Annotated in this window: 20 protein-coding genes and 1 tRNA gene; 1 reads left to right on the forward strand and 20 read right to left on the reverse strand. The window is 37.9% G+C overall.

Annotated features, from left to right (window positions below):
• Positions 1–42: 42 nt before the first annotated feature.
• From hemB to hemA, 5 genes are read right to left on the reverse strand one after another with little or no spacing between them, the layout of a single operon-like run.
• Complete coding sequence (gene hemB / locus KI363_RS01265) at positions 43–1,020, reverse strand: porphobilinogen synthase (protein ID WP_158322090.1); 978 nt, start codon at positions 1,018–1,020, stop codon at positions 43–45.
• Complete coding sequence (locus tag KI363_RS01270; protein WP_212965016.1) at positions 1,011–1,814, reverse strand: uroporphyrinogen-III synthase; 804 nt, start codon at positions 1,812–1,814, stop codon at positions 1,011–1,013. Before KI363_RS01270 ends, hemB begins: the two co-directional genes overlap by 10 nt.
• Entirely contained in the window at positions 1,804–2,742 is a 939-nt protein-coding gene (hemC, locus tag KI363_RS01275; RefSeq protein WP_212965018.1) for a hydroxymethylbilane synthase, read from the reverse strand. Before hemC ends, KI363_RS01270 begins: the two co-directional genes overlap by 11 nt.
• A 23-nt stretch (positions 2,743–2,765) precedes the next feature.
• A complete protein-coding gene (locus KI363_RS01280) occupies positions 2,766–3,593 on the reverse strand; it encodes a cytochrome c biogenesis protein (protein ID WP_158322087.1) in 828 nt (275 codons plus the stop codon).
• Between the two features lie 12 nt (positions 3,594–3,605).
• On the reverse strand, positions 3,606–4,955 hold the full coding sequence (gene hemA, locus KI363_RS01285) for a glutamyl-tRNA reductase (RefSeq protein ID WP_158322086.1): 1,350 nt from the start codon (positions 4,953–4,955) through the stop codon (positions 3,606–3,608).
• A gap of 186 nt (positions 4,956–5,141) precedes the next feature.
• Between hemA and KI363_RS01290 the strand changes: the two genes are divergently transcribed.
• A complete protein-coding gene (locus tag KI363_RS01290) occupies positions 5,142–5,633 on the forward strand; it encodes a LiaI-LiaF-like domain-containing protein (protein ID WP_158322085.1) in 492 nt (163 codons plus the stop codon).
• A gap of 50 nt (positions 5,634–5,683) precedes the next feature.
• Here KI363_RS01290 and yihA read toward each other — a convergent pair whose 3' ends face one another.
• The 15 genes from yihA to KI363_RS01365 form a co-directional block, all read right to left on the reverse strand.
• The gene (yihA, locus tag KI363_RS01295) at positions 5,684–6,265 is read right to left on the reverse strand and encodes a ribosome biogenesis GTP-binding protein YihA/YsxC (protein ID WP_158322084.1); all 582 of its coding nucleotides are present in this window, start codon (positions 6,263–6,265) and stop codon (positions 5,684–5,686) included.
• On the reverse strand, positions 6,262–8,586 hold the full coding sequence (lon, locus tag KI363_RS01300; protein WP_158322083.1) for an endopeptidase La: 2,325 nt from the start codon (positions 8,584–8,586) through the stop codon (positions 6,262–6,264). Before lon ends, yihA begins: the two co-directional genes overlap by 4 nt.
• Before the next feature lie 255 nt (positions 8,587–8,841).
• Positions 8,842–10,503: an ATP-dependent protease LonB gene (gene lonB / locus KI363_RS01305; protein ID WP_212965020.1), complete on the reverse strand. Its 1,662-nt coding sequence runs from the start codon at positions 10,501–10,503 to the stop codon at positions 8,842–8,844.
• A gap of 157 nt (positions 10,504–10,660) precedes the next feature.
• Positions 10,661–11,923, reverse strand: coding sequence for an ATP-dependent protease ATP-binding subunit ClpX (gene clpX, locus KI363_RS01310; RefSeq protein ID WP_158322081.1), 1,263 nt, complete (start codon positions 11,921–11,923; stop codon positions 10,661–10,663).
• 224 nt (positions 11,924–12,147) lie between these two features.
• Positions 12,148–13,437 carry a trigger factor gene (gene tig, locus KI363_RS01315; RefSeq protein ID WP_158322080.1) on the reverse strand — a complete coding sequence of 430 codons (1,290 nt, stop codon included), beginning with the start codon at positions 13,435–13,437 and terminating at the stop codon, positions 12,148–12,150.
• A gap of 145 nt (positions 13,438–13,582) precedes the next feature.
• Complete coding sequence (locus KI363_RS01320) at positions 13,583–14,596, reverse strand: tetratricopeptide repeat protein (RefSeq protein ID WP_191967449.1); 1,014 nt, start codon at positions 14,594–14,596, stop codon at positions 13,583–13,585.
• A 131-nt stretch (positions 14,597–14,727) separates the two neighbouring features.
• Positions 14,728–15,066, reverse strand: a complete 339-nt coding sequence (locus KI363_RS01325) for a type II toxin-antitoxin system PemK/MazF family toxin (RefSeq protein ID WP_212965022.1) — start codon at positions 15,064–15,066, stop codon at positions 14,728–14,730.
• 7 nt (positions 15,067–15,073) lie between these two features.
• Complete coding sequence (locus tag KI363_RS01330; RefSeq protein WP_212965024.1) at positions 15,074–15,247, reverse strand: hypothetical protein; 174 nt, start codon at positions 15,245–15,247, stop codon at positions 15,074–15,076.
• Positions 15,248–15,517: 270 nt separating this feature from the next.
• A tRNA-Arg gene (locus tag KI363_RS01335) sits at positions 15,518–15,591 on the reverse strand.
• 160 nt (positions 15,592–15,751) lie between these two features.
• Positions 15,752–16,252, reverse strand: a complete 501-nt coding sequence (locus KI363_RS01340; RefSeq protein ID WP_212965026.1) for a metallophosphoesterase — start codon at positions 16,250–16,252, stop codon at positions 15,752–15,754.
• A 235-nt stretch (positions 16,253–16,487) separates the two neighbouring features.
• Entirely contained in the window at positions 16,488–17,090 is a 603-nt protein-coding gene (locus tag KI363_RS01345; RefSeq protein WP_212965065.1) for an XTP/dITP diphosphatase, read from the reverse strand.
• Between the two features lie 5 nt (positions 17,091–17,095).
• Positions 17,096–17,848: a ribonuclease PH gene (rph, locus tag KI363_RS01350; protein WP_212965028.1), complete on the reverse strand. Its 753-nt coding sequence runs from the start codon at positions 17,846–17,848 to the stop codon at positions 17,096–17,098.
• A gap of 99 nt (positions 17,849–17,947) precedes the next feature.
• Entirely contained in the window at positions 17,948–19,000 is a 1,053-nt protein-coding gene (locus KI363_RS01355) for a GerMN domain-containing protein (RefSeq protein ID WP_212965030.1), read from the reverse strand.
• Between the two features lie 399 nt (positions 19,001–19,399).
• Positions 19,400–20,221, reverse strand: a complete 822-nt coding sequence (racE, locus tag KI363_RS01360) for a glutamate racemase (protein WP_212965032.1) — start codon at positions 20,219–20,221, stop codon at positions 19,400–19,402.
• 92 nt (positions 20,222–20,313) lie between these two features.
• Positions 20,314–20,769: a MarR family winged helix-turn-helix transcriptional regulator gene (locus KI363_RS01365; RefSeq protein ID WP_158322074.1), complete on the reverse strand. Its 456-nt coding sequence runs from the start codon at positions 20,767–20,769 to the stop codon at positions 20,314–20,316.
• Positions 20,770–20,880 lie beyond the last annotated feature (111 nt).

A 20,880-nucleotide genomic window follows, 5' to 3' on the forward strand; every position in this document is an offset into this window, starting at 1 on the left:
TTTATACCTCCATTATGATCTATTTTCCATTTTTGTTCGATGTTAGCCTTCCTGTAACCACTTCGCTACGTCTTTAGCAAAGTAGGATATAATTAAATCGGCTCCTGCTCTTTTCATACTTGTTAAGGATTCTAGCACGATTGCCTTTTCATCGATCCAGCCATTGGCAGCCGCAGCCTTTACCATGGAATACTCCCCACTCACATTGTAAGCGACGATTGGTAAGTGACATTCATTTTTTACATCGCGAATAATATCCATATAGGAAAGGGCTGGTTTTATAATAAGGAAATCAGCTCCTTCTTCAATGTCCGAATGTGCTTCTCTTAATGCTTCCAAGCGGTTAGCAGGATCCATTTGGTAGGTTTTTCGATCCCCAAACTGTGGCGCACTATTGGCTGCTTCCCGGAATGGTCCATAAAAAGCAGAAGAGTATTTCACTGCATAGGACATAATCGGAATTTCTTTAAAGCCAGCCTCATCCAAGCCACGGCGAATGGCGGTCACAAAGCCGTCCATCATATTAGATGGAGCAATAATATCGGCTCCTGCTTGTGCTTGGCTAACGGAGGTTTTGACTAAAAGCTGCAAACTTTCATCATTGAGGACTTCCCCATCCTTCACTACCCCACAATGACCATGATCCGTATACTCACAAAGACAAGTATCTGCGACAACGAGTAGTTCTGGATAATGTTTCTTCACTTCACGAGTTGCTTCTTGAACAATTCCGTGATCATGGTAAGCCCCAGTTCCACATTCATCTTTTTCTTCTGGAACCCCAAACAAGATCACAGCCTTAATACCAAGTTGGACAATTTCATCAAGCTCCTGCTTCATTAAATCTAGTGAGATTTGATAGATCCCGGGCATGGAGGAAATTTCCTGTTTTTGCTGTTTCCCTTCAACAATAAACAAAGGGTAAATAAAATCCTCCGCTCTTAAATGAGTTTCGCGAACTAACGCCCTCATATTTGCGGAACTCCGCAAACGTCTATGACGATCAAAATTCATATCCATCTTTCCTCCCCTTCTTGATAATAATCGGATATTTCCTGAAACAAATCATCCATTGTAAACTTTTTCGGACAAATCTGAACGTGATACCCTTCATTTTCTATTACTCTTTTTGTCACAGTCCCAATGGCAGCGAAAGTCAATCGGCGTATATGCTGGGTTAATGGTGGTTTCACTATTTTCATAAAATGATTAAAAGTAGAAGGACTGGTAAAAGTAGCGACATCCAAAATATCCTCTTTTAATAATTTCTGTAATTGGTCACTCTGTACAGCAGGATAAAATGTTTCATATATGATCCATTCATCCGCAGGAATCCCTCTACTTCGAAATCCTTCCGCTATCGTTTGTTTTGCCAAATTCCCCTTGGGAATCAATACTTTTTTTGCTGAATAACCAGTTTGAAAGAACTCTTGAACGAAATCCTCTGCTGTAAAAATATGTGGCATAAAACACGAATCGATATGATAGCGATCCAAAGCCTCTTTTGTCTTTTCTCCAACAACAGCAAATTGAATGGATTGACCTAGGATGCGAATGTCATCCAAATGATTTTTCACCTGTTCAAAAAAATAATACACACCATTTTTACTTGTAAAAATGATCCAGTCATATTCGCTAAGATGGTGAAGATAATAAGTTTGATTAGGGTCAGTAAACTTGCGAAAATCAATAAGAGGGATCATATGAGGAATTCCCCCAGCTGATGCCACATCCATACAAAACTTTGCTCCTTGCTCTCCACCCCTAGTAATTAAAACATGTTGTCCTTTTAAGGGCTTTTGCCTAAGATTCATTGGCCAAATCTTCCCTTACTTGGTCAATTAATTCTTTCGCCCCTTGTTCACTTAAAAGAGAAGCCGCTTGTTCTCCAACTAATTTTGGCTCCTTACCTTTAAGGGTTTCTTTATAAATCTTTTTCCCATCTGGCGAGGCCACTAGTGCCGTTAATTGAACTTGATTTTCATCCAATAACTTTGCTAAACCAGCAATGGGAACTTGGCAACTTCCCTCCATTTTATGAAGAAAAGCTCTCTCCGCTTCTACGGTTTGTGCCGTTGTTTCACATGTCAGCTCCCTTAAAAGATCAAGCAATTCTACGTCACTTTCTCGACACTCAATTCCTAATGCACCCTGTCCAATGGCAGGCAAACAAGTTTCGGGTTCAAGATATTCTGTAATAAGCTCTTCATCCCAATCCATACGTTTTAATCCCGCTGCAGCTAGGATAATCGCATCATAATCACCCGTTTTTAACTTTGATAAACGTGTTTCAATATTCCCTCGTATCCACTTAATTTCCAGATCAGGACGAATCGCTAAAATTTGTGCACTTCTCCTCAGACTACTAGTACCAATGATAGCGCCAGACGGCAAATCCTTTAAGCGAATATGTCGATTGGAAATGAAGACATCTCGAAAATCTTCTCGTTCCGGAATACTACCGATCGTCAATCCACCTGGAAGGACGGCTGGAACATCCTTCATACTATGCACAGCCATATCAATTTCTCCATCCAGAAGTGCCTGCTCTATTTCTTTCACAAACAAGCCTTTTCCACCAACTTTTGAAAGAGTGACATCTAAGATCCGATCTCCCTTTGTCATTATTTCCTTAATTTCAAATTCAAAGGGGCCGCCTATCTTTTCTAATTGCTCTCTCACCCAATTTGTTTGTTTAAGGGCTAGATTACTTCTTCTCGACCCAATGACAATTTTTCTCAACAGTATTTCCTCCTTAAACTTACCTAATGATACCAAATATGAAAAGTAGATATACGACTAACTAAAAAGAAATTAATTAACAAAATTAAAAAGGCAGCACAATTCCAGATGGCTAAACGTTTCCCATTGAATTCTCTTTTTAATCGTAAAAAAAGCCAGATTCCATAGATTATGATCAATAAAAAGGACCCGATAATCTTTGGATCATACCATTGAAACACGGAAAGCTTTATTAATGCCCATTGTAAACCTAGGATCAGACTTAATAGTAGGATTGGCACGGCAATGACATTCAAAACATAAGACATGCGTTCTAGTTTCTTTAAATCTCCTAAACGCCAGAGTGTTTTGAACCATTTTTTCTCTTTTAATAGTTTGTATTGCAATAAATATAGAATCGAAAACACAAAGGATAATGTAAACGCCCCATAAGAAAAAATGGCCATTGTCACATGAATAAATAGTAACTCTGAGATCAGTTGGTCAGCCATTGAAGGCATTTGACCAGGAGCAAAGGCATGTATCGTCATAATCGTAAAGCCAACAATATTTGTAAAAAAAATAGTGAAATCAACTTTAGAAATTTTATGAATCGCTAAGGATAAAGTAATTAACACCCATGAATAAAAATAAAGCCCCTCAAAAAGGGTAAGAATCGGAAACCTGCCTGTATGGAACATATAGAAAAACAAAAAAATTGTTTGTAATAACCAAACAATTGACAACAGGCGGAAGGCAAGCTGGCTTGCCTTCCGATTTTGTCCAATAAAATCAATAAAGTAAAATAATATCGATAAAGCGTAGAGGACAATAATAAGCTCTGGTAACCTAACCATCATAAGTGAAATCATCTTCATTCCCTCTTACGATTGAAAAAGGGGAGCTTTTTTATTAGCTGCTTCTTTTGTTAATGGTTTAACCGTTGTTTCTTTTGTATATTCATCTTCCGCTGTTTCCAATTGAAAGATTTGCTGAAATAGGGCTATTTTCTCTGCTGCCTGTGGCTCACCAGCCATTTCTTTAATTTGCAAAATAGGATCTTTCAATAACTGATTGATGATACTTTTTGTATGTTTATTTAACACTTTTCTTTCTCTTTCAGATAAATTAGGCATTTTTCGTTCAATGCTATTCATCGTCTCCGCCTGGATCGCAAGGGCTTTTTCCCTTAATGAGGTAATCACGGGTACCACTCCAAGAGTATGAAGCCATACATTAAAATCATTTAATTCTTCATTTATCATGATATAAATTTTTTCTGCTGCTAATCTACGTTCTTCTAGATTGGCTTCTACAATTCCTTCTAGGTCATCGATATCATATAAAAACGCATTTTCGAGTTCCGCAATCTCAGGATCTAAATCACGCGGAACCGCAATATCTAGTAAGAATAGCGGTCTGCCTTTTCTCATTTTTTCCATTTCTACGAGCATGTCTTTTTTGATGATATAGCCATTAGCACCTGTTGAACTAATCACAATGTCCGCCTCCATTACAGCACATTGTAATTCATTTAGTGACTTAGCTTGACCAGCAAATTTTTGAGCAAGCTGCTGGGATTTTTCAAAAGTACGGTTTATGACCGTCACTTGCTTGGCACCATTGGAATAAAGATTTTTAATGGCCAACTCTCCCATTTTCCCTGCACCAATGACCAAGACATGCTTATTTTGTAAATCCCCAAAGATTTTCTTGGCTAATTCAACTGCAGCGTAACTGACAGAAACAGCATTTGCTCCGATATCGGTTTCTGAATGAGCTTTCTTCGCAAGGGCAATCGCCTGTTTCATTAGATGATTGAAAACAGTCCCTGTTGTTTTATTTTCCTGAGCATTTAAAAAGCTATTACGAATTTGTCCTAATATTTGCGTCTCACCAATGACCATGGAATTTAAACCACAGATTACCTTGAATAGATGCTCCACAGCCAAATCTTTTTCATGAATGTATAAATAATCTCCAAACACATCGAGATCCATATGAAACCAATTCGCTAAAAAGGATTTTATATAATATCGACCTGTATGGATCTGGTCAACAACCGCATAGATTTCTGTTCGATTACAAGTAGAAACAATGACATTCTCAAGAATACTTTTTTGTTGCTTTAAGGATGCCATCGCTAAAGGCAGCTCAGATTCGGAGAACGCTAAACGTTCCCTTATTTCCACTGGAGCTGTTTTATGATTAAGGCCTACAACAATGATATGCATTTGTTAAATGGCACCTCCAGTTTAAGTCCATCAAAGATCGTTCTCTTTATTATAACATGCTTAATTAGAAGAATTCTAAAAAGATGTGAACACATATTGAAACATGTGCTATATTTAGAGTAATCATTTTTAATGTGGGTTCTAAATCGCTTTTTGAACACCCGTTAAGGAAGTTGAGGATTTTTTATGAAAAAGCCACCTTATCTACTTTCAGGAATGATCCTATTTGGATTTGGTATTTATTTTCTTTTACAGTATTATCATTTTTCCCTATTTCACGGTTTTTACTCTTGGCCTACTCTATTCGTGATTGTCGGAATTGCCTTTCTTATAAATGGCTATGCTGGAAAAGATTACCCATTCATATTTCCCGGAGTCCTGTTAACCGGAATGGGTATTCATTTTCATATTGCTCAGCAATTGGACACAACAATCGATATTTCCGGCATCTTTTTACTACTCATTTCCATCGGATTATTGCTTACCTACGTGAAAACTGGCAATGGTTTATTCCAAGGCATTCTGTTTCTCGCCATTTCTCTTTTCTTATTGTTTATTGACAAGTTAAAAGAATGGATGTTAAATAATGGACACAGTATTGCCTGGATGGATCAAGCATGGCCTTATCTTTTAATGGTTTTTGGTTTATATTTTTTATTTTTCCATAAAAGAAAATAAGAAAACAACTTGATGAAGGCTTCCGTTTAAGATGGAAGCCTTCTTTCATTTTATGCCCATTTGTCCAATATACGCCAAGCTTTGTCTTTACCCATTCCTGTTTCTGCTGAGAATAGGACAATTTCATCATCTTGCTTCAGTTTCAAGGTTTCTTTCACTACTTTTTTATGTTTTTCCCATTTTCCTTTAGGGATTTTATCCGCTTTTGTAGCAATAATCGCACACGGAATGTCATAGTATTTTAGGAAATCATACATTAAAACATCATCGTTTGTAGGCGGATGTCTTAAATCGACAATCAACAAAACAGCACATAATTCCTCTCTTGTTGTGAGATAAGTCTCAATCATTTCTCCCCATTTTTCCCGTTCCTTTTTTGACACTTTCGCAAATCCATACCCGGGAACATCCACAAAATATAAGGCATCTTCAATTTTATAATAATTTAAGGTTTGTGTTTTTCCTGGTTTGGAGGAAGTACGGGCAAGACTTTTTCGGTTAATCATTTTATTGATAAAGGACGATTTCCCTACATTGGATCTTCCCGCTAGTGCGAATTCAGGTAACCCTTCATCAGGGTATTGCTCCGGTTTAACGGCGCTTATGATAAACTCTGCATGATTTACCTTCATTTTTTAGCCCCCGATAATGCGATTTTTAAAACTTCATCTACATGGGACACAGGAATAAAAGTAAGATCCTTTTGAACACTCTCAGGAATATCTTCTATATCTTTTTCATTTTCCTTTGGCATTATAATTGTGGTAATCCCCGCTCTATGAGCTGCTAATGATTTTTCTTTTAATCCGCCAATTGGTAAAACTCTTCCCCGTAGTGTAATCTCCCCAGTCATCCCGATTTCTTTTTTAACAGGATTTTGTGTTAAAGCCGAAATAAGGGCAGTTGCAATAGTAATTCCAGCCGAGGGCCCATCTTTTGGAACGGCTCCTTCAGGAACATGGATATGAATATCTGTTGTTTCATGAAAATCTTTATCAAGTTTAAGTTCAGTTGCTTTTGACCTAACATAACTAAAGGCTGCCTGTGCCGATTCCTTCATTACATCTCCCAATTTTCCAGTCAAAATAAGCTTCCCTTTACCAGGAGATAAAGAAACTTCTATTTGTAATGTGTCTCCCCCCACTGAGGTATAAGCCAGTCCGGTTGCTACGCCGATTTGATCCTCAAGTTCAGCTTGTCCATAACTATATTTTTTCTTTCCTAGTAATTCTGTCAAATACTTCTCGGTTACAACCACCTTTTTCTTTTTACCGGAAACAATTAGTTTGGCAGCTTTTCTACAGATAGAGGCGAGCTGACGGTCCAATTCACGAACACCAGCTTCTCGGGTATAATAACGAACTAAAATTTTAATCGCATCATCTCTTAATTGGAGCTGAGCTTTTGTAAGACCATGATCTTTTACCTGCCTAGGCAACAGATGATCTTTCGCAATATGGATTTTTTCCAATTCTGTATAACCAGCAATCGAAATGATTTCCATTCGATCCCGAAGTGGACCTGGAATAGAAGCCAGATCATTAGCTGTCGCCAAAAACATTACCTTTGATAGATCATATGGCTCTTCAATATAATGATCACTAAAACTACCGTTTTGGGCAGGGTCCAATACTTCTAACATCGCTGAAGAAGGATCCCCCCGAAAGTCATTGGACATTTTATCTATTTCATCAAGTAAAAATACCGGGTTAGTTGCGCCCGCTTTTTTCATTCCTTGAATAATTCTCCCTGGCATAGCCCCCACATAGGTCCGCCGATGTCCACGAATTTCAGATTCATCGCGTACACCACCTAATGAGATACGAACGAAATTTCGTCCCATTGATTCTGCAATCGAACGTGCTAAGCTTGTTTTCCCTACTCCGGGTGGACCGACAAGACATAAAATCGGACTCCTTAATGAATTGGTTAATTGTTGCACCGCAAGATATTCAAGCACACGTTCTTTGACCTTCTCTAGTCCGTAGTGATCCCGTTCTAGTATTTTTTCGGCTTTGTGAATGTTTAAATCATCTTTTGTGGCATTTGACCAAGGCAATGAAATGAGCCAGTCAATATAAGTACGAATAACGGAACTTTCAGCAGAGGAAGAAGGAATCTTTTCGTAACGATCTAACTCTTTTAATGCAATCTTTTCGACATTTTCTGGCATTTTTGCTTCGCGGATTTTTTCCGACAAATCTGCTACTTCGCCCGTTTTCCCCTCTTTATCCCCTAATTCTTTTTGGATAGCCTTCATCTGTTCACGTAAATAATATTCTTTTTGCGTGCGATCAATCGATTGCTTAACTCTTTGGCCAATTTTCTTTTCTAAATTTAAAACTTCTCTTTCATTGTGGATGATGTTGATCACTTTCGTTAATCTTTCTTTTACGTTAATGATTTCCAAAATCTCTTGTTTATCTTGAATTTTTAAAGGTAAATGGGATGCAATAATATCAGCCATTCGACCAGGCTCATCTATATCGGCTACTGTTGCAAAGGTTTCTGAAGAAACTTTTTTCGAAAGCTTAATATATTGTTCGAAATACTCTAACATGGTCCGCTTTAATGCTTGAATTTCAAAGTCTTGATCGATTTCCTCATCATATCGTTCAAGATCTACAGCATAATAAAGACCTTGGTCCTTTATATTTTTTATCTTTGCACGATTCAATCCCTCTACAAGCACACGGATCGTTCCGTTAGGCAACTTTAACATCTGCTTAACCTTTGTCAATGTGCCGATCTCGAATAAATCCTCATCCTCTGGTGATTCAATCTCGATATCTTTTTGAGTCGTCAAAAAGATTAGATGATCATTTAGCATAGCCTGTTCTAAAGCTTGAACAGAGCGTTCTCTCCCCACATCAAGATGCAGTACCATTGTTGGAAAAACGAGCATCCCACGTAGTGGCAATAGAGGCACTAATGGCTCTATTTTTTTCGTCATATTTACTACCTCCGTGCTAATTTTAGACAAATGTGGAAACGCCAAAAGGATGAACAGCTAAAGGCGTAGGTCTTTATCACCTGCGAAACTAGTACCGTCCCTATTTAACTTATTCCCATCATCTAATTATTCAATCTAAGAAAAGAGAAAGCGCCTTTAAGGGCGCCTCCTTTTTTCCATTTCCCTTATTCATACTGTGTCCATTTTAGCTTAAATGGCCATATGATGTCGAGAAACTGCTCTTATTATCATGAGTTACACACTTTTTTTATTAGGGGCTGAGTAATCAGGTAGGATTCGATCATGCCCTGCCTTTTTAACTAAGGCAACTTCCAACGCTTCTTCTAGACGGCTAACGGGAATAACTGTGACCTTTTCTATTTCTTTTAAATTGGATTGCATATTTTCTTCAGGTATTAGGACTGTTTTAGCGCCAGCAATTTTTGCCGCTTTTACTTTAGAGTATACGCCACCAACAGGCTTTATATCACCATGAATCCCGATTTCTCCTGTCATAGCCACCGTGTGTTCCACCGGTATTTTATAAATGGCCGAATAAATTCCTACTGCCATCGCAACACCGGCAGAAGGACCATCTGCGGGAATTCCTCCCGGAAAATTCACATGAATATCATACTGCTGAACTGGAACTCCCATTGTTTTTAATACAGTTAAAACATTTTCGATGGAGCCTTTTGCCATACTTTTCCTTTTGACGGTTTTTCCTTGACCATTAATATTCTCTTCTTCAATAATTCCTGTAATTTGCACCGAGCCTTTATCAACTGGAAACACAGTCACTTCAATATCCAATAACATTCCACTATTGGGTCCTGTCACCGCAAGACCATTTACCACACCTGTTTTTGATTGCGAATGTATTGATTTTTCATGACGGGGGACAAGCTGACTCGAACGAATTACCCACTCGATATCCACATCTTGAATATAGTCTCTGTCCTCGATGATGGCTAAACCAGCAGAGGTTTGAATCATATTGACTGCTTCCCGTCCATTTCTAGCGTAAGAGGACAACAATTTTAGACCTTTCTCATCAATCGTGAAGTTGATTTTATCTACCGCTTTGTTTGCAACAATTTCAATTTCACCTTTTTCTAGTTCATGAAAAAATACTTCCATACATCGCGAACGAATAGCTGGTGGAATTTCATTAGGGGTTCGTGTTGTGGCTCCAATTAAACGAAAATCTGCAGGAAGTCCACGCTTAAAAATATCATGAATATGAGTCGGGATTTGATTATTCTCTGAACTATAATAGGCACTTTCAAAATAAACTTTTCGATCTTCTAATACTTTTAATAGTTTATTCATTTGAATCGGATGAAGCTCACCGATTTCATCAATAAATAAAACACCGCCATGGGCATTGGAAACAGCACCTTGCTTTGGTTGTGGAATTCCAGCTTGCCCCATGGCACCAGCTCCTTGATAAATAGGATCATGAACAGAACCGATTAAGGGATCTGCTATTCCTCTTTCATCAAACCTAGCCGTCGTTGCATCTAGTTCTACAAACACTGAATCCATCTGAAAAGGTGAGCGTTGATTTTTCTTAGCTTCTTCTAAAACAAGCCTTGCAGCGGCTGTTTTCCCCACACCCGGTGGTCCATAAATAATAACATGTTGCGGATTGGGCCCACATAGAGCCGCCTTTAACGCTTTAATTCCATCTTCCTGCCCCACAATATCCGAAAAATTCGCTGGTCTTACTCTTTCTGCTAAAGGTTCTGTTAACTTTATCCCTCGCATTTTCCTAAGATGATCCATTTCCTTTTTTGATTCTTTATCAATGGTAACCTTTTGAGATCGTTGGTTCATCAATAAATTTAGAAAGTACAACCCAATAATGATCCCGAAAAAAAGCTGAATCATCATAATGATCGCTGTCCAATTCATACATTACCCTCCCGAAGATACAAATTTACGTCTATCTTTTATCCATTAGTATCTCCGCTTCAAAGAAGGAATAAACCATCATTTTGTCGTCATCGTATTATAAATTTTTAGCCGCAAAAAAACCAGGATTTTTTTATTAAAAACCCTGGTTTTTATATTAAGCAGAGGTTTTTTCAGGCCCCTTAATAACTGTTCCATCCTCAAGCACAAGCTTAGGTGGCTTATTATGCAGAACGGAATCTTTCGTAATAATACATTTCTTAATATCATCACGAGATGGCAAGTCAAACATTACATCTAACATAAGCATTTCAATGATGGATCTAAGTCCACGAGCTCCTGTTTTTCTTTCAATCGCTTTTTTCGCGATTTCATGAAGAGCATCATCCTCAAATTCAAGGTCGACTTCATCCATATCCAGCATTTTTTTATACTGTTTGACAAGCGCATTTTTCGGTTTAGTTAAAATTTCAATTAACGCTTCTTCATCCAACTGCTCTAAGTTGGCAATGACGGGTAAGCGGCCGATAAATTCTGGAATTAACCCAAAACGAAGTAAATCTTCTGGAAGAATTTCGGATAAAATTTCTTTGTTTTCTTCTTGACTTTTCACCTCTGCGCCAAACCCGATCACTTTTTGTCCAAGGCGACGCTTAATGATTTGTTCCACACCGTCGAAAGCTCCACCACAAATAAACAAGATATTGGTTGTATCGATTTGAATAAACTCTTGGTGCGGATGCTTTCTGCCTCCTTGTGGTGGCACACTTGCTACAGTACCTTCTAATATTTTAAGTAAAGCTTGCTGTACCCCTTCACCTGAAACATCTCTTGTAATGGAAGTATTTTCCGATTTTCTAGCTACTTTATCGATCTCATCAATATAAATGATACCACGCTCTGCCTTTTCCACATCATAGTCAGCAGATTGAATTAATTTGAGTAAGATATTTTCCACATCTTCCCCAACATAACCCGCTTCCGTTAATGAAGTCGCATCTGCGATCGCAAATGGTACATTTAAAATTCGAGCCAATGTTTGCGCAAGTAAGGTTTTACCGCTTCCAGTTGGACCTATCAAACAAATATTACTTTTCGCAAGCTCTACATCATCGATCTTGCTATTTGCATTAATACGCTTGTAGTGATTATAAACGGCAACAGCTAAGGACTTTTTCGCCTGTTCTTGACCAATCACGTATTCATCTAAAATTTCCCTAATTTCGCGTGGTTTCGGGATATCTTTAAATTCTACTTCTTCTTCCGTCCCTAGTTCTTCCTCCACAATTTCTGTACATAATTCAATACATTCATCACATATATATACACCAGGGCCAGCCACTAATTTTCTAACTTGTTCTTGCGTTTTACCACAAAAAGAACATTTCAACTGACCTTTTTCTTCGTTAAATTTAAACATGATTTCACCCCTATAATAAGCTATATCCTTTCCATACAACCTTAAAAAATTACAAGCCATAGCTATGTATTGCATTGTACCACATTCTATGAAGTAATAACCATTATTCAAACTCGTGCTGGATCCGTAATGGATCAATATGTATTCTTTTGGCAAAACAAGGCACGGATCTTGCCTGTGCCTTGTTTGCCGATTCTTATATCTTATGTGTATGTTTATGTTTTTTATGCATTTGTTTTGCTATTTTCAACTAGAACATCAATGGCTTTTTGCAATTTCAAGTCTGCTTTCAGACTATTCATATTAGCACTCATAATCTTTTTAACTTCTTCCACTTCCATTTTGTACATTTCTGCCATTTTATTTAATTCTTCATCAACAGCTTTGTCATCCACTTCAAGATTTTCAGCCTTGGCAATAGCTTCTAGTGTAAGGGAAGTTTTAACACGCTTTTCAGCATCTTCCTTCATTTGGCTACGAAGTTCCTCTTCGTTTTGGCCTGAGAATTGGAAATAAAGATCAAGATTCATACCTTGCATTTGCAGGCGTTGTTCAAATTCTTGCATCATTTGATCCATTTCATTCTCTACCATTACTTCCGGTAGATCAATTTCAGCATTCTCTGTAGCTTTTTCTACTAAGTCATTTTTTAGTTTTTGTTCAGCTTCATTTTTCTTTTCTTCCGTAAGTCTCTTTTTGATATTTGCTTTAAGTTCTTCCAATGTTTCTGCTTCTTCATCAACATCTTTTGCAAACTCATCATCAAGCTCAGGAAGTTCTTTTGCTTTAATTTCATGAAGCTTAACCTTAAATGTAGCTTCCTTGCCTGCTAATTCTGCTGCATGGTATTCTTCAGGGAATGTCACTTTAACATCTTTCTCTTCTCCTGATTTTACCCCAATAAGCTGTTCTTCAAACCCAGGAATGAAAGATCCTGAACCGATTTCTAGAGAATAGTTGTCGGATTGACCACCTTCAAAGGCTTCTCCATCCACAAACCCTTCGAAATCAATGACAACAGTGTCGCCATCTTCAACAACGCCATCTTCTTTCACAACAAGCTCGGCTTGACGTTCTTGAAGAGTATTTAATTCTTCTTCCACATCCTGATCTGACACGGAATCATCTAATTTTTCTACTTCAAGACCTTTGTATTCGCCTAGTTTTACTTCTGGCTTTACGGTAACTTTTGCAGTGAAAATTAATTCTTTTCCTTTTTCCATTTGTTCAATGTCGATCTCAGGACGATCTACTGGTTCAATTCCTGCTTCTTCTACGGCATTAGCGTAAGACTCTGGAAGAATGAAATCAAGTGCATCTTGGAATAAGCTTTCTACCCCAAAACGTTTTTCAAATAATGGACGTGGAACTTTTCCTTTACGGAATCCAGGTATATTAATATCCTTAGACACCTTTTTAAAAGCCTGGTCCAAACCTTCATTAACAGTTTTCGCATCTACTTCAACTGTTAATACACCTTTATTACCTTCAAGCTTTTCCCATTTTGCTGACATTTTAATACCTCCAACAATATATACTCAGTTGTCTTATTGCTTATTTGCGGTTACTCGCTTCACTATGTATGTTCCGCTATATTATACACAATCCAGCATAACCATTACATTATAACATAGGATACCAACGTTTCAAATAATGGATTTATACAATAGTCGAAGAAATTTCCTCCAATTTGACGATAAAAGCAAATGTAGCCCTTAACTCTTCCTCTTCCACATCGTAAAATTCCGCTAGTTTTTTTGGATTCCAATTTTCCCCATACAATTCATGTCCCATCGCTCTGTAGGCGACTGTCCACACAGATGGGTTATTGGGTTCCCATTCAAATGGATAAAGACAATAGGAATGGCGTTTTATCATATCAAGAATTTGTTCTAATAAAACAGGATTATGATCTCTTAATTGACTTTCCATCTGGTTTTTTACCAATTGGAAAAAGGTGAATTCCTCAACGGAGGGAATGGCTTTCGGATTGAACGTTTCCTTTTTGTCAAATTTTTCGACTAACATGGATTGATCAATTTTGTTTTCCTTTAAAAGTGTAAGGATGGCCGTTTTGATAAACGGATGAACTTTTTCAGCAGAGAGCATATCTATTAATGAATCCAAATACGGATGAATATTTTTATCCTTGAGCATACCTAGGCCGATTAACTGATCTTGGGTACTTTGCTTTTGATGGATAAGGGGGATATCATCCACCATATTTGGAGAATTTCCCATTACCTGATTCGCGGCAGCTTTTTCACTCAATTGTAATAATTGTAAAAAGTGTTCTGCCTTTTCAGGAGGAATTTCATTTTCTTCAAATAACGGTTTTAAAGTCGAAACGACCTGTTTATAATCGTTTAATTGAATCAAAATCATTAAATAAATATCAAGAACATCATAGAAACTTCCAACACCACTTTTCAAAAGTTTCTCAGCCATCTGCTTAGAATCCTCATAATCTCCATTCTCATACAGGGCTGCAAGGTAGGCTGCTGAAATCTGCGGATCGGTGGAGTCCATTTGATAAGCCTGCTTTAGCAAATCAACTGCCTCCTGAAATTGATGAGATTCCAAGCTAGATAAGCCTTTTTCATAATAACGGTCCTTCAGTCCTGGAAAAGGGATAATGATTGCCGAATCACGATTGTTTTGATCTTTTTTCATGATAGAACCGCCCATCATTTAGGTTAAAAAATAGTGTAACAAATCAGTTTGCAGAAGACAAATATAACGCCAAACCCAACTAAAAGGGCTTGACGAGAAATGTTTAAAGATTATGTATATCCTTCTTCTTATTATTCCTGATTCATCCAATCAAGAATAGGGTAAAATTCATTAAACTTTTTTAAGACTTTGTTATAATCTGGTTTTTTTAAAGTGCCTTTAAACACTACTTTTCCGATGCATTGAAATACCGAGTAGCGGTCACACTGAACATAGGACTCGTAATCTAATCCAGCTTCCTTCCAGTAATCAATTTTCACTCGATTTTGCTTCCGTTGAGTTCTAGTAATCTTTAAGCCTATAAACTCGTTAGGTGTGGAAGTAAGCACAAAAACAAGGACAGGGCGCTCTTTTCCACCTTGTCCTTCTTCAAATGGAAATTCAAAACTGTAAATATCCCCCGGTTTCATTTAATTCCTAATCCTCCATCCAAAATTCATAATCTGGATGATTGGAGTCTATTTTCGCAACACCGTCTTTGCAAAAAATTGGATTTTTCCTCTTTATAAGCTTTTCAATCGATTCATTAGTTATTTGTATGTTCTTAGGAGTAGATTGTCCTTCATTAACTTTTTGTAACATTTCTAACAAATCTTTCTCCTCCTCATCCTTACACATACACATCACCCCTTTAAGATCATGTATATGTGCTCTTTTTATCTTTAGTTATACACATGATACTATATTTCCTAAGTTTTTTCACGATATTTCGCACTATTTTTAAGTTTATCCGTTTTTTTAAAATCCAAAACGTTTATTTTCGAATTAATTTCGCAGTATGTCATACGGCTTGCATTAAAACGAAAAAAACCCGCTATACCACCGTTTAACGGTAGTCTCAGCGAGCTTTCTCGTAAGTTACGTCCCAGGAGGGATTCGAACCCCCGACCCACAGCTTAGAAGGCTGTTGCTCTATCCAGCTGAGCTACTGGGACATTTTGTAAAAGACATTTTTTATTATATAGACGATTAAAGGGAAAGTCAATAGTTTTTCTAAAACTATTTTATTCTTTATTCATTAAGGGGTAAGCGTATCTAAACTGGTTATACACTCAACATCTATTCAAACTTTGCAGAGGGACCCCTTGATATCCTCTAAAATTCCCGCCGAAGAGATTTCAATTCTTCGTGTTGATCATTAAAAAAACGAACTGTACAGGTATCATCTTGTTCGAGAATCGCATAAGTTCGTTCATTCCCTCCTCTTGGAAGAAGGATACTTCCCGGATTCAAAAATAATATTCCCTCTATTTTTTCCACTCCAAGTAAATGGGAATGACCAAAAAAGACAAAATCGGCTTCAAGTTCTTTTGCACGGTAAGCTAGATTGAGTAGAGAAGATTTAATTTGAAACAAGTGCCCATGGGTTGTAAAGATTTTATATCCTTGAACATCCAATAACAATTCATCCGGAAAACGTTGATCAAGATCACAGTTTCCCCTCACTACATGAAATCCTTCAAGAACTGGATCTACTGCACGTAATTCAGAGTCACCACAGTGTATTAATGCATCAACATCATTCTCGTATCTATTTTTCAATGTTTTTATCATGGATCGATCTCCGTGACTATCACTCACGATAAGTAACTTCATTGTACATTCCCCTTTCAGAAAAGTTTTCAATAGGATCTATTTTATCAAATAATTATGGGAAAAGAAATCGGAACGAACAATGTTTTTTTGTGGGGGAACAAGCTTCCCTTGATCCATTTTTTTCAACAGACATCACTCTCTCATACCAACGCCATTTACCTCATTACGCAAAAAGTACCCCATGAAGCAGAACGCTTTATCGGTCTACTTCATAAGGTACTTTTCAGGGAATAGCTTATTTTTTATTAAAAAGGTTCTTCATAATTGGTTCCAAATTTCTTAAAGCTTCGGATCGATGGCTGATTTGATTTTTTTCTTTACTCGTTAATTCAGCCATCGATTTTCCGGCTGTTGTCGCATAAAATACCGGGTCATAACCAAAGCCATTTAAACCATGCCTTTCGGTTAAAATCTTCCCTTCGCATTTTCCGGAAACCAATATCGTTTCTTCTCCAGGGATGGCTAAAGCAAGAGCACAGTAAAAACGTGCTGTTCGTTTATTTTCGGGCACCTCTTTCATTTCATGAAGTAATTTATCAATATTCGCCTCATCATCTTTATCTTCTCCTGCATACCTCGCCGAATAAATGCCTGGTGCACCACCTAATTCATCCACAATCAACCCTGAGTCATCAGCTAAGACCATTTCATTTAATTCCTTTGACAGGGTCTCAGCTTTAATCCTAGCATTTTCTTCAAAGGTATTCCCCGTCTCTTCAATATCTGGATGATCCTCTATATCCAATAATGTATGTACTTTTATTCCATATTTGGAAAAGAGTGTTTCAAATTCAGCCGCTTTCCCTCTATTTTTAGTTGCAATCATTACTTTTTTCATCATGATTATTTTTTCACCACTTGATCGATCAAAGTCGCCACCTCACCAAGGGCTGTTCGCTGTAATTCCATTAATTGCTTAATCCCTAGTGTTGCCGCATCCAACATTTCTTGAAGCTGAGTGGCGGAAAATGTCGCTTCTTCGCCTGTACCTTGCAATTCAACAAACTCACCATTTCCAATCATGACAACATTCATGTCTACTTGCGCTTGACTATCCTCTTGATAGTCTAAATCTAAAATGACTTCGCCAGACTGGCTTATTCCAACACTCGTAGCAGCAAGAAAATTATGAAGTGGGAATGTTGTCCATTTCTTTTCAAGAGATATTTTGTGAAGGGCCATAGCCACTGCCACAAACGCACCTGTAATGGAAGCCGTTCTCGTTCCACCGTCAGCCTGAATCACATCACAGTCAACCCAAATGGTTCTTTCTCCAATGGCTTCTAAATCAACCACCGCGCGAAGAGAACGACCAATCAAACGTTGAATTTCCATTGTTCTGCCAGATACCTTCCCTTTAGAAGATTCACGAATATTTCTAGTTTCTGTTGCACGCGGTAACATCGCATATTCAGCTGTAATCCACCCTTTTCCTGTTCCTCTAAGGAATGGAGGGACTCGATCTTCTATGCTTGCGGCACAAATGACCTTTGTATTACCTACTGTTATTAATACTGATCCTTCAGGATGTTTTAAATAATGATTCTCAATATGTACATTCCGTAAATCCAATGATCCTCTATCTTCAGAGCGCAAAAGATGATTCCTCCTTACATCTATGTTCTGATAAAATGATACAAGAGGCTGTATCAGATCAGCCCCTTGATTATTATATAGTATATCAAATTTTCCTTTTTAAAAACTACCAACGTTCACTTTTTCTGGACGGTTAACTGGAGCAGTTAATGCCTCCCCATCCTCATTCACAATTTCATCCTTCCCATTTACCTTAATAGAAACACTTTCAATATCTGCTTGTTCAGTTAAAGATAGGACGATTGAGCTAAGGGTCGCATCGGAAATTATGTTACTATCGCTATCTTCAAGAATGGATTCGTTGAAATCAAGCACAACATTTCCATCTTCTACTGTAGGTTCCTCTAGCAATTTTACACCATTGAATAACGCTGTAGATAATGCTGATTGAAGACCTGGTCCATCAACTAATTGATTAATGACAGCTGCTACGTCATCTTTTTCAGTATTGGAAATTCTTTTCGTAACAGGTACATAATAGGGGTCATCCTCCGCTTGTGCTAAATAATACACTGTCACAGGTCGAGTATTTGTAATATCTGCAACATTAGAAACATCTGTATTGATTCCATCGGCTCTTGTAAGTCCCTCTTCACTAATTGGCGTCCCCCCAACTGGCATTTCATTGAGTGCGTATCCATTTACTTTTAATTCTACGGAATCAACGCTGTCAAATTGAGTTAAAGTCCATGTAATGGATTGAAGGATATTCTGTTCATCTGCTTCATCATAATCAGAAAACTCTTCGGAAAAGTCCACAACAGCAACACCATCTTTAATATCTACATCCACCTCTGTTCCCGCCGGAATCACTGTTCTAAATCCATTGGGAATGACCTCCGAAATTGGACCGTCTGTAACAAGATAAGAAAGAACTTGTTTAGCCACACTTTCCGTTTTAGGGAGCGGAATCGATTGAGCAACCACATAACCATTTTTATCCACTAAGTAAAGATCTCTCATTTCCATATCAGCCGTTTCTTTTGCCGTTTCAGATGTCGTTTCTGCATCTTCACCTTCTTGCATATGGGTCACTTCCCCAGGTGGATCCACACTTTCTTTATCTTTTCCGAAAAGACCACAACCGGTTAATACCATACTTGCTGTTAAAACACCAGCCAACGTAAAGGCCAATTTTGCCTTTTTTGACATTTCGTACCCCTCCTAAGACAGTTTGTACTTCATGTATACGAGCTATCCTTCCGGAATAGACCGGCTTGTCAAAACTTTTTATTAGAAAGAATGGTTTCTCAATTTCTAGACATAAGAAAAGCGCAAGCGCCTGTTCAGCGACGTACAAATTTGGAGCATAAGGTTCACGCGCCGTCCTGGCGCAACGCCTTTGTGACCAACGTCCTGTTGGCCTGAGATAAAGGAAACACGGCGACGAAGGAGCCGATGTTGACTTATCGTAGGAAGAAGGCGTAAATTTGCTAGTCGCTAGGCGCTGGAGCTGGATGTCAACCGCGACATAAGCAGCTTATCCACAAGCTAGGATTTTATAATTTCCTGGCTAAGCTACAAAAAAACAGCCCACAATGAGCTGTTGATTTATTTTTTTACTAGATATTCATGATTTCTAAGATTCACAAATTCAATATGTAAATCATCCGATTGTAACCAGTCTGAAGCAATTTGTTTAAAAATAGATCGTGAACCTGTTGTAAAAAAACGATGTTTTGGTAAGGCCGAAGATGGATTTAGCCAACCATTAAAATCCAGAATCGTACTTACCTCTTGGGCGGTTTCTTCCCCAGAGCTAATCACTTTTACTTCAGGCCCCATTTCTTTTTGGATTAATGGTCCAAGTAAGGGGTAATGAGTACAACCAAGCACAATTGTGTCAATACCTTTTCCTTTTATTGAAATCAACGTCTCCGCAACGACCTTTTTTGCAACATTACTATGATATTCAAAACTTTCTACAATCGGGACAAATTTAGGACAAGCTAATTGTTCAACATGGATTTGTTGATTAATCATCTTCAATTCACGAACATACGCTTGACTATTGATCGTTCCAACAGTCCCTAAAATTCCGACTCTACCGTTCTCTGTTACTTTCAAAGCGGCTCTAGCACCAGGAGCAATCACACCTACAACTGGAATATCCAGTGTTTCGCGTAATTCTTGTAATACAACTGCTGTGGCGGTATTACAAGCAATGACAAGCATTTTAATATGCCGCTCAACTAAAAAACCAGCCATTTGTAGAGTAAAGCGTCTTACTTCCGCTTCTGGTCGCGGACCGTAGGGACAACGTGCTGTATCCCCCACATAATAAATAACTTCATTCGGCATTTGCCGCATAATTTCCTTAGCGACGGTTAAACCACCAACACCTGAATCAATGACACCTATTGCATGTTCCAACTTTTCCGCCTCTTGTCTATCTAGTTACTCAAATGCATTTCCTTCTCACTTAGAGAAATCCACTGCTTGATCATTAAGCAACTATTTCATTTCTATTTTTCCTTCATATCTTGATGTAATCTAGCTAAAAAACCCTTTAATTGTACAACGTCTTCATCTGAAAAGTCAGTTAAAACTTCTTGCAGATAATTTTGTCTTCTCCGGATCACTTCTGCAATAATGTTTTCTCCCTTTCCCAATAAATGTATTCTTACAACTCGTCGATCTTTAGGATCCCTAACCCTCATGACAAGTTCTTTTTTTTCCATTCTATCAATTAAATCGGTTGTTGTGCTACAGGCCAAATACATTTTATTTGAAAGCTCACCAATCGTCATATCTCCTTGTTCCACCAGCCATTGTAAGGCAACAAATTGAGGTGGCGTAATGGAATAATCGGTCAAAATCACACGGCCTTTTTGTTTTATAATGGCAGAAATATAACGAAGATCTTTCTCCAATTCTGCCATTATTTCTCCATCTCGCCGCAGGAGTTCATTATTACTCATAATAGGTAAGCAACTCCTTCCATCCTTTTATCCTGAACCATAGGCAGTTAGCCATTAAACATTTCATTAAAAGAGGTTGTTCAAAAAGAGACCTTACTCTATTGCATTGTC

Origin of the sequence: Lederbergia ruris, from assembly GCF_018332955.1 — a bacterium.
Lineage (GTDB): Bacteria > Bacillota > Bacilli > Bacillales > Bacillaceae_C > Lederbergia > Lederbergia ruris.

Excerpts from the sequence above, each read along its gene's own strand:
- lonB (WP_212965020.1), bottom strand. The coding sequence starts at position 10,503 with ATGAATTGGACAGCGATCATTATGATGATTCAGCTTTTTTTCGGGATC.
- lon (WP_158322083.1), bottom strand. The coding sequence starts at position 8,586 with ATGACGAAAAAAATAGAGCCATTAGTGCCTCTATTGCCACTACGTGGG.
- KI363_RS01320 (WP_191967449.1), bottom strand. The coding sequence starts at position 14,596 with ATGAAAAAAGATCAAAACAATCGTGATTCGGCAATCATTATCCCTTTT.
- KI363_RS01280 (WP_158322087.1), bottom strand. The coding sequence starts at position 3,593 with ATGATTTCACTTATGATGGTTAGGTTACCAGAGCTTATTATTGTCCTC.
- KI363_RS01355 (WP_212965030.1), bottom strand. The coding sequence starts at position 19,000 with ATGTCAAAAAAGGCAAAATTGGCCTTTACGTTGGCTGGTGTTTTAACA.
- tig (WP_158322080.1), bottom strand. The coding sequence starts at position 13,437 with ATGTCAGCAAAATGGGAAAAGCTTGAAGGTAATAAAGGTGTATTAACA.
- KI363_RS01340 (WP_212965026.1), bottom strand. The coding sequence starts at position 16,252 with ATGAAGTTACTTATCGTGAGTGATAGTCACGGAGATCGATCCATGATA.
- yihA (WP_158322084.1), bottom strand. The coding sequence starts at position 6,265 with ATGAAGGTAAATCATGCAGAGTTTATCATAAGCGCCGTTAAACCGGAG.
- KI363_RS01270 (WP_212965016.1), bottom strand. The coding sequence starts at position 1,814 with ATGAATCTTAGGCAAAAGCCCTTAAAAGGACAACATGTTTTAATTACT.
- KI363_RS01345 (WP_212965065.1), bottom strand. The coding sequence starts at position 17,090 with ATGAAAAAAGTAATGATTGCAACTAAAAATAGAGGGAAAGCGGCTGAA.
- hemB (WP_158322090.1), bottom strand. The coding sequence starts at position 1,020 with ATGGATATGAATTTTGATCGTCATAGACGTTTGCGGAGTTCCGCAAAT.
- KI363_RS01290 (WP_158322085.1), top strand. The coding sequence starts at position 5,142 with ATGAAAAAGCCACCTTATCTACTTTCAGGAATGATCCTATTTGGATTT.
- clpX (WP_158322081.1), bottom strand. The coding sequence starts at position 11,923 with ATGTTTAAATTTAACGAAGAAAAAGGTCAGTTGAAATGTTCTTTTTGT.
- KI363_RS01325 (WP_212965022.1), bottom strand. The coding sequence starts at position 15,066 with ATGAAACCGGGGGATATTTACAGTTTTGAATTTCCATTTGAAGAAGGA.
- hemA (WP_158322086.1), bottom strand. The coding sequence starts at position 4,955 with ATGCATATCATTGTTGTAGGCCTTAATCATAAAACAGCTCCAGTGGAA.
- KI363_RS01365 (WP_158322074.1), bottom strand. The coding sequence starts at position 20,769 with ATGAGTAATAATGAACTCCTGCGGCGAGATGGAGAAATAATGGCAGAA.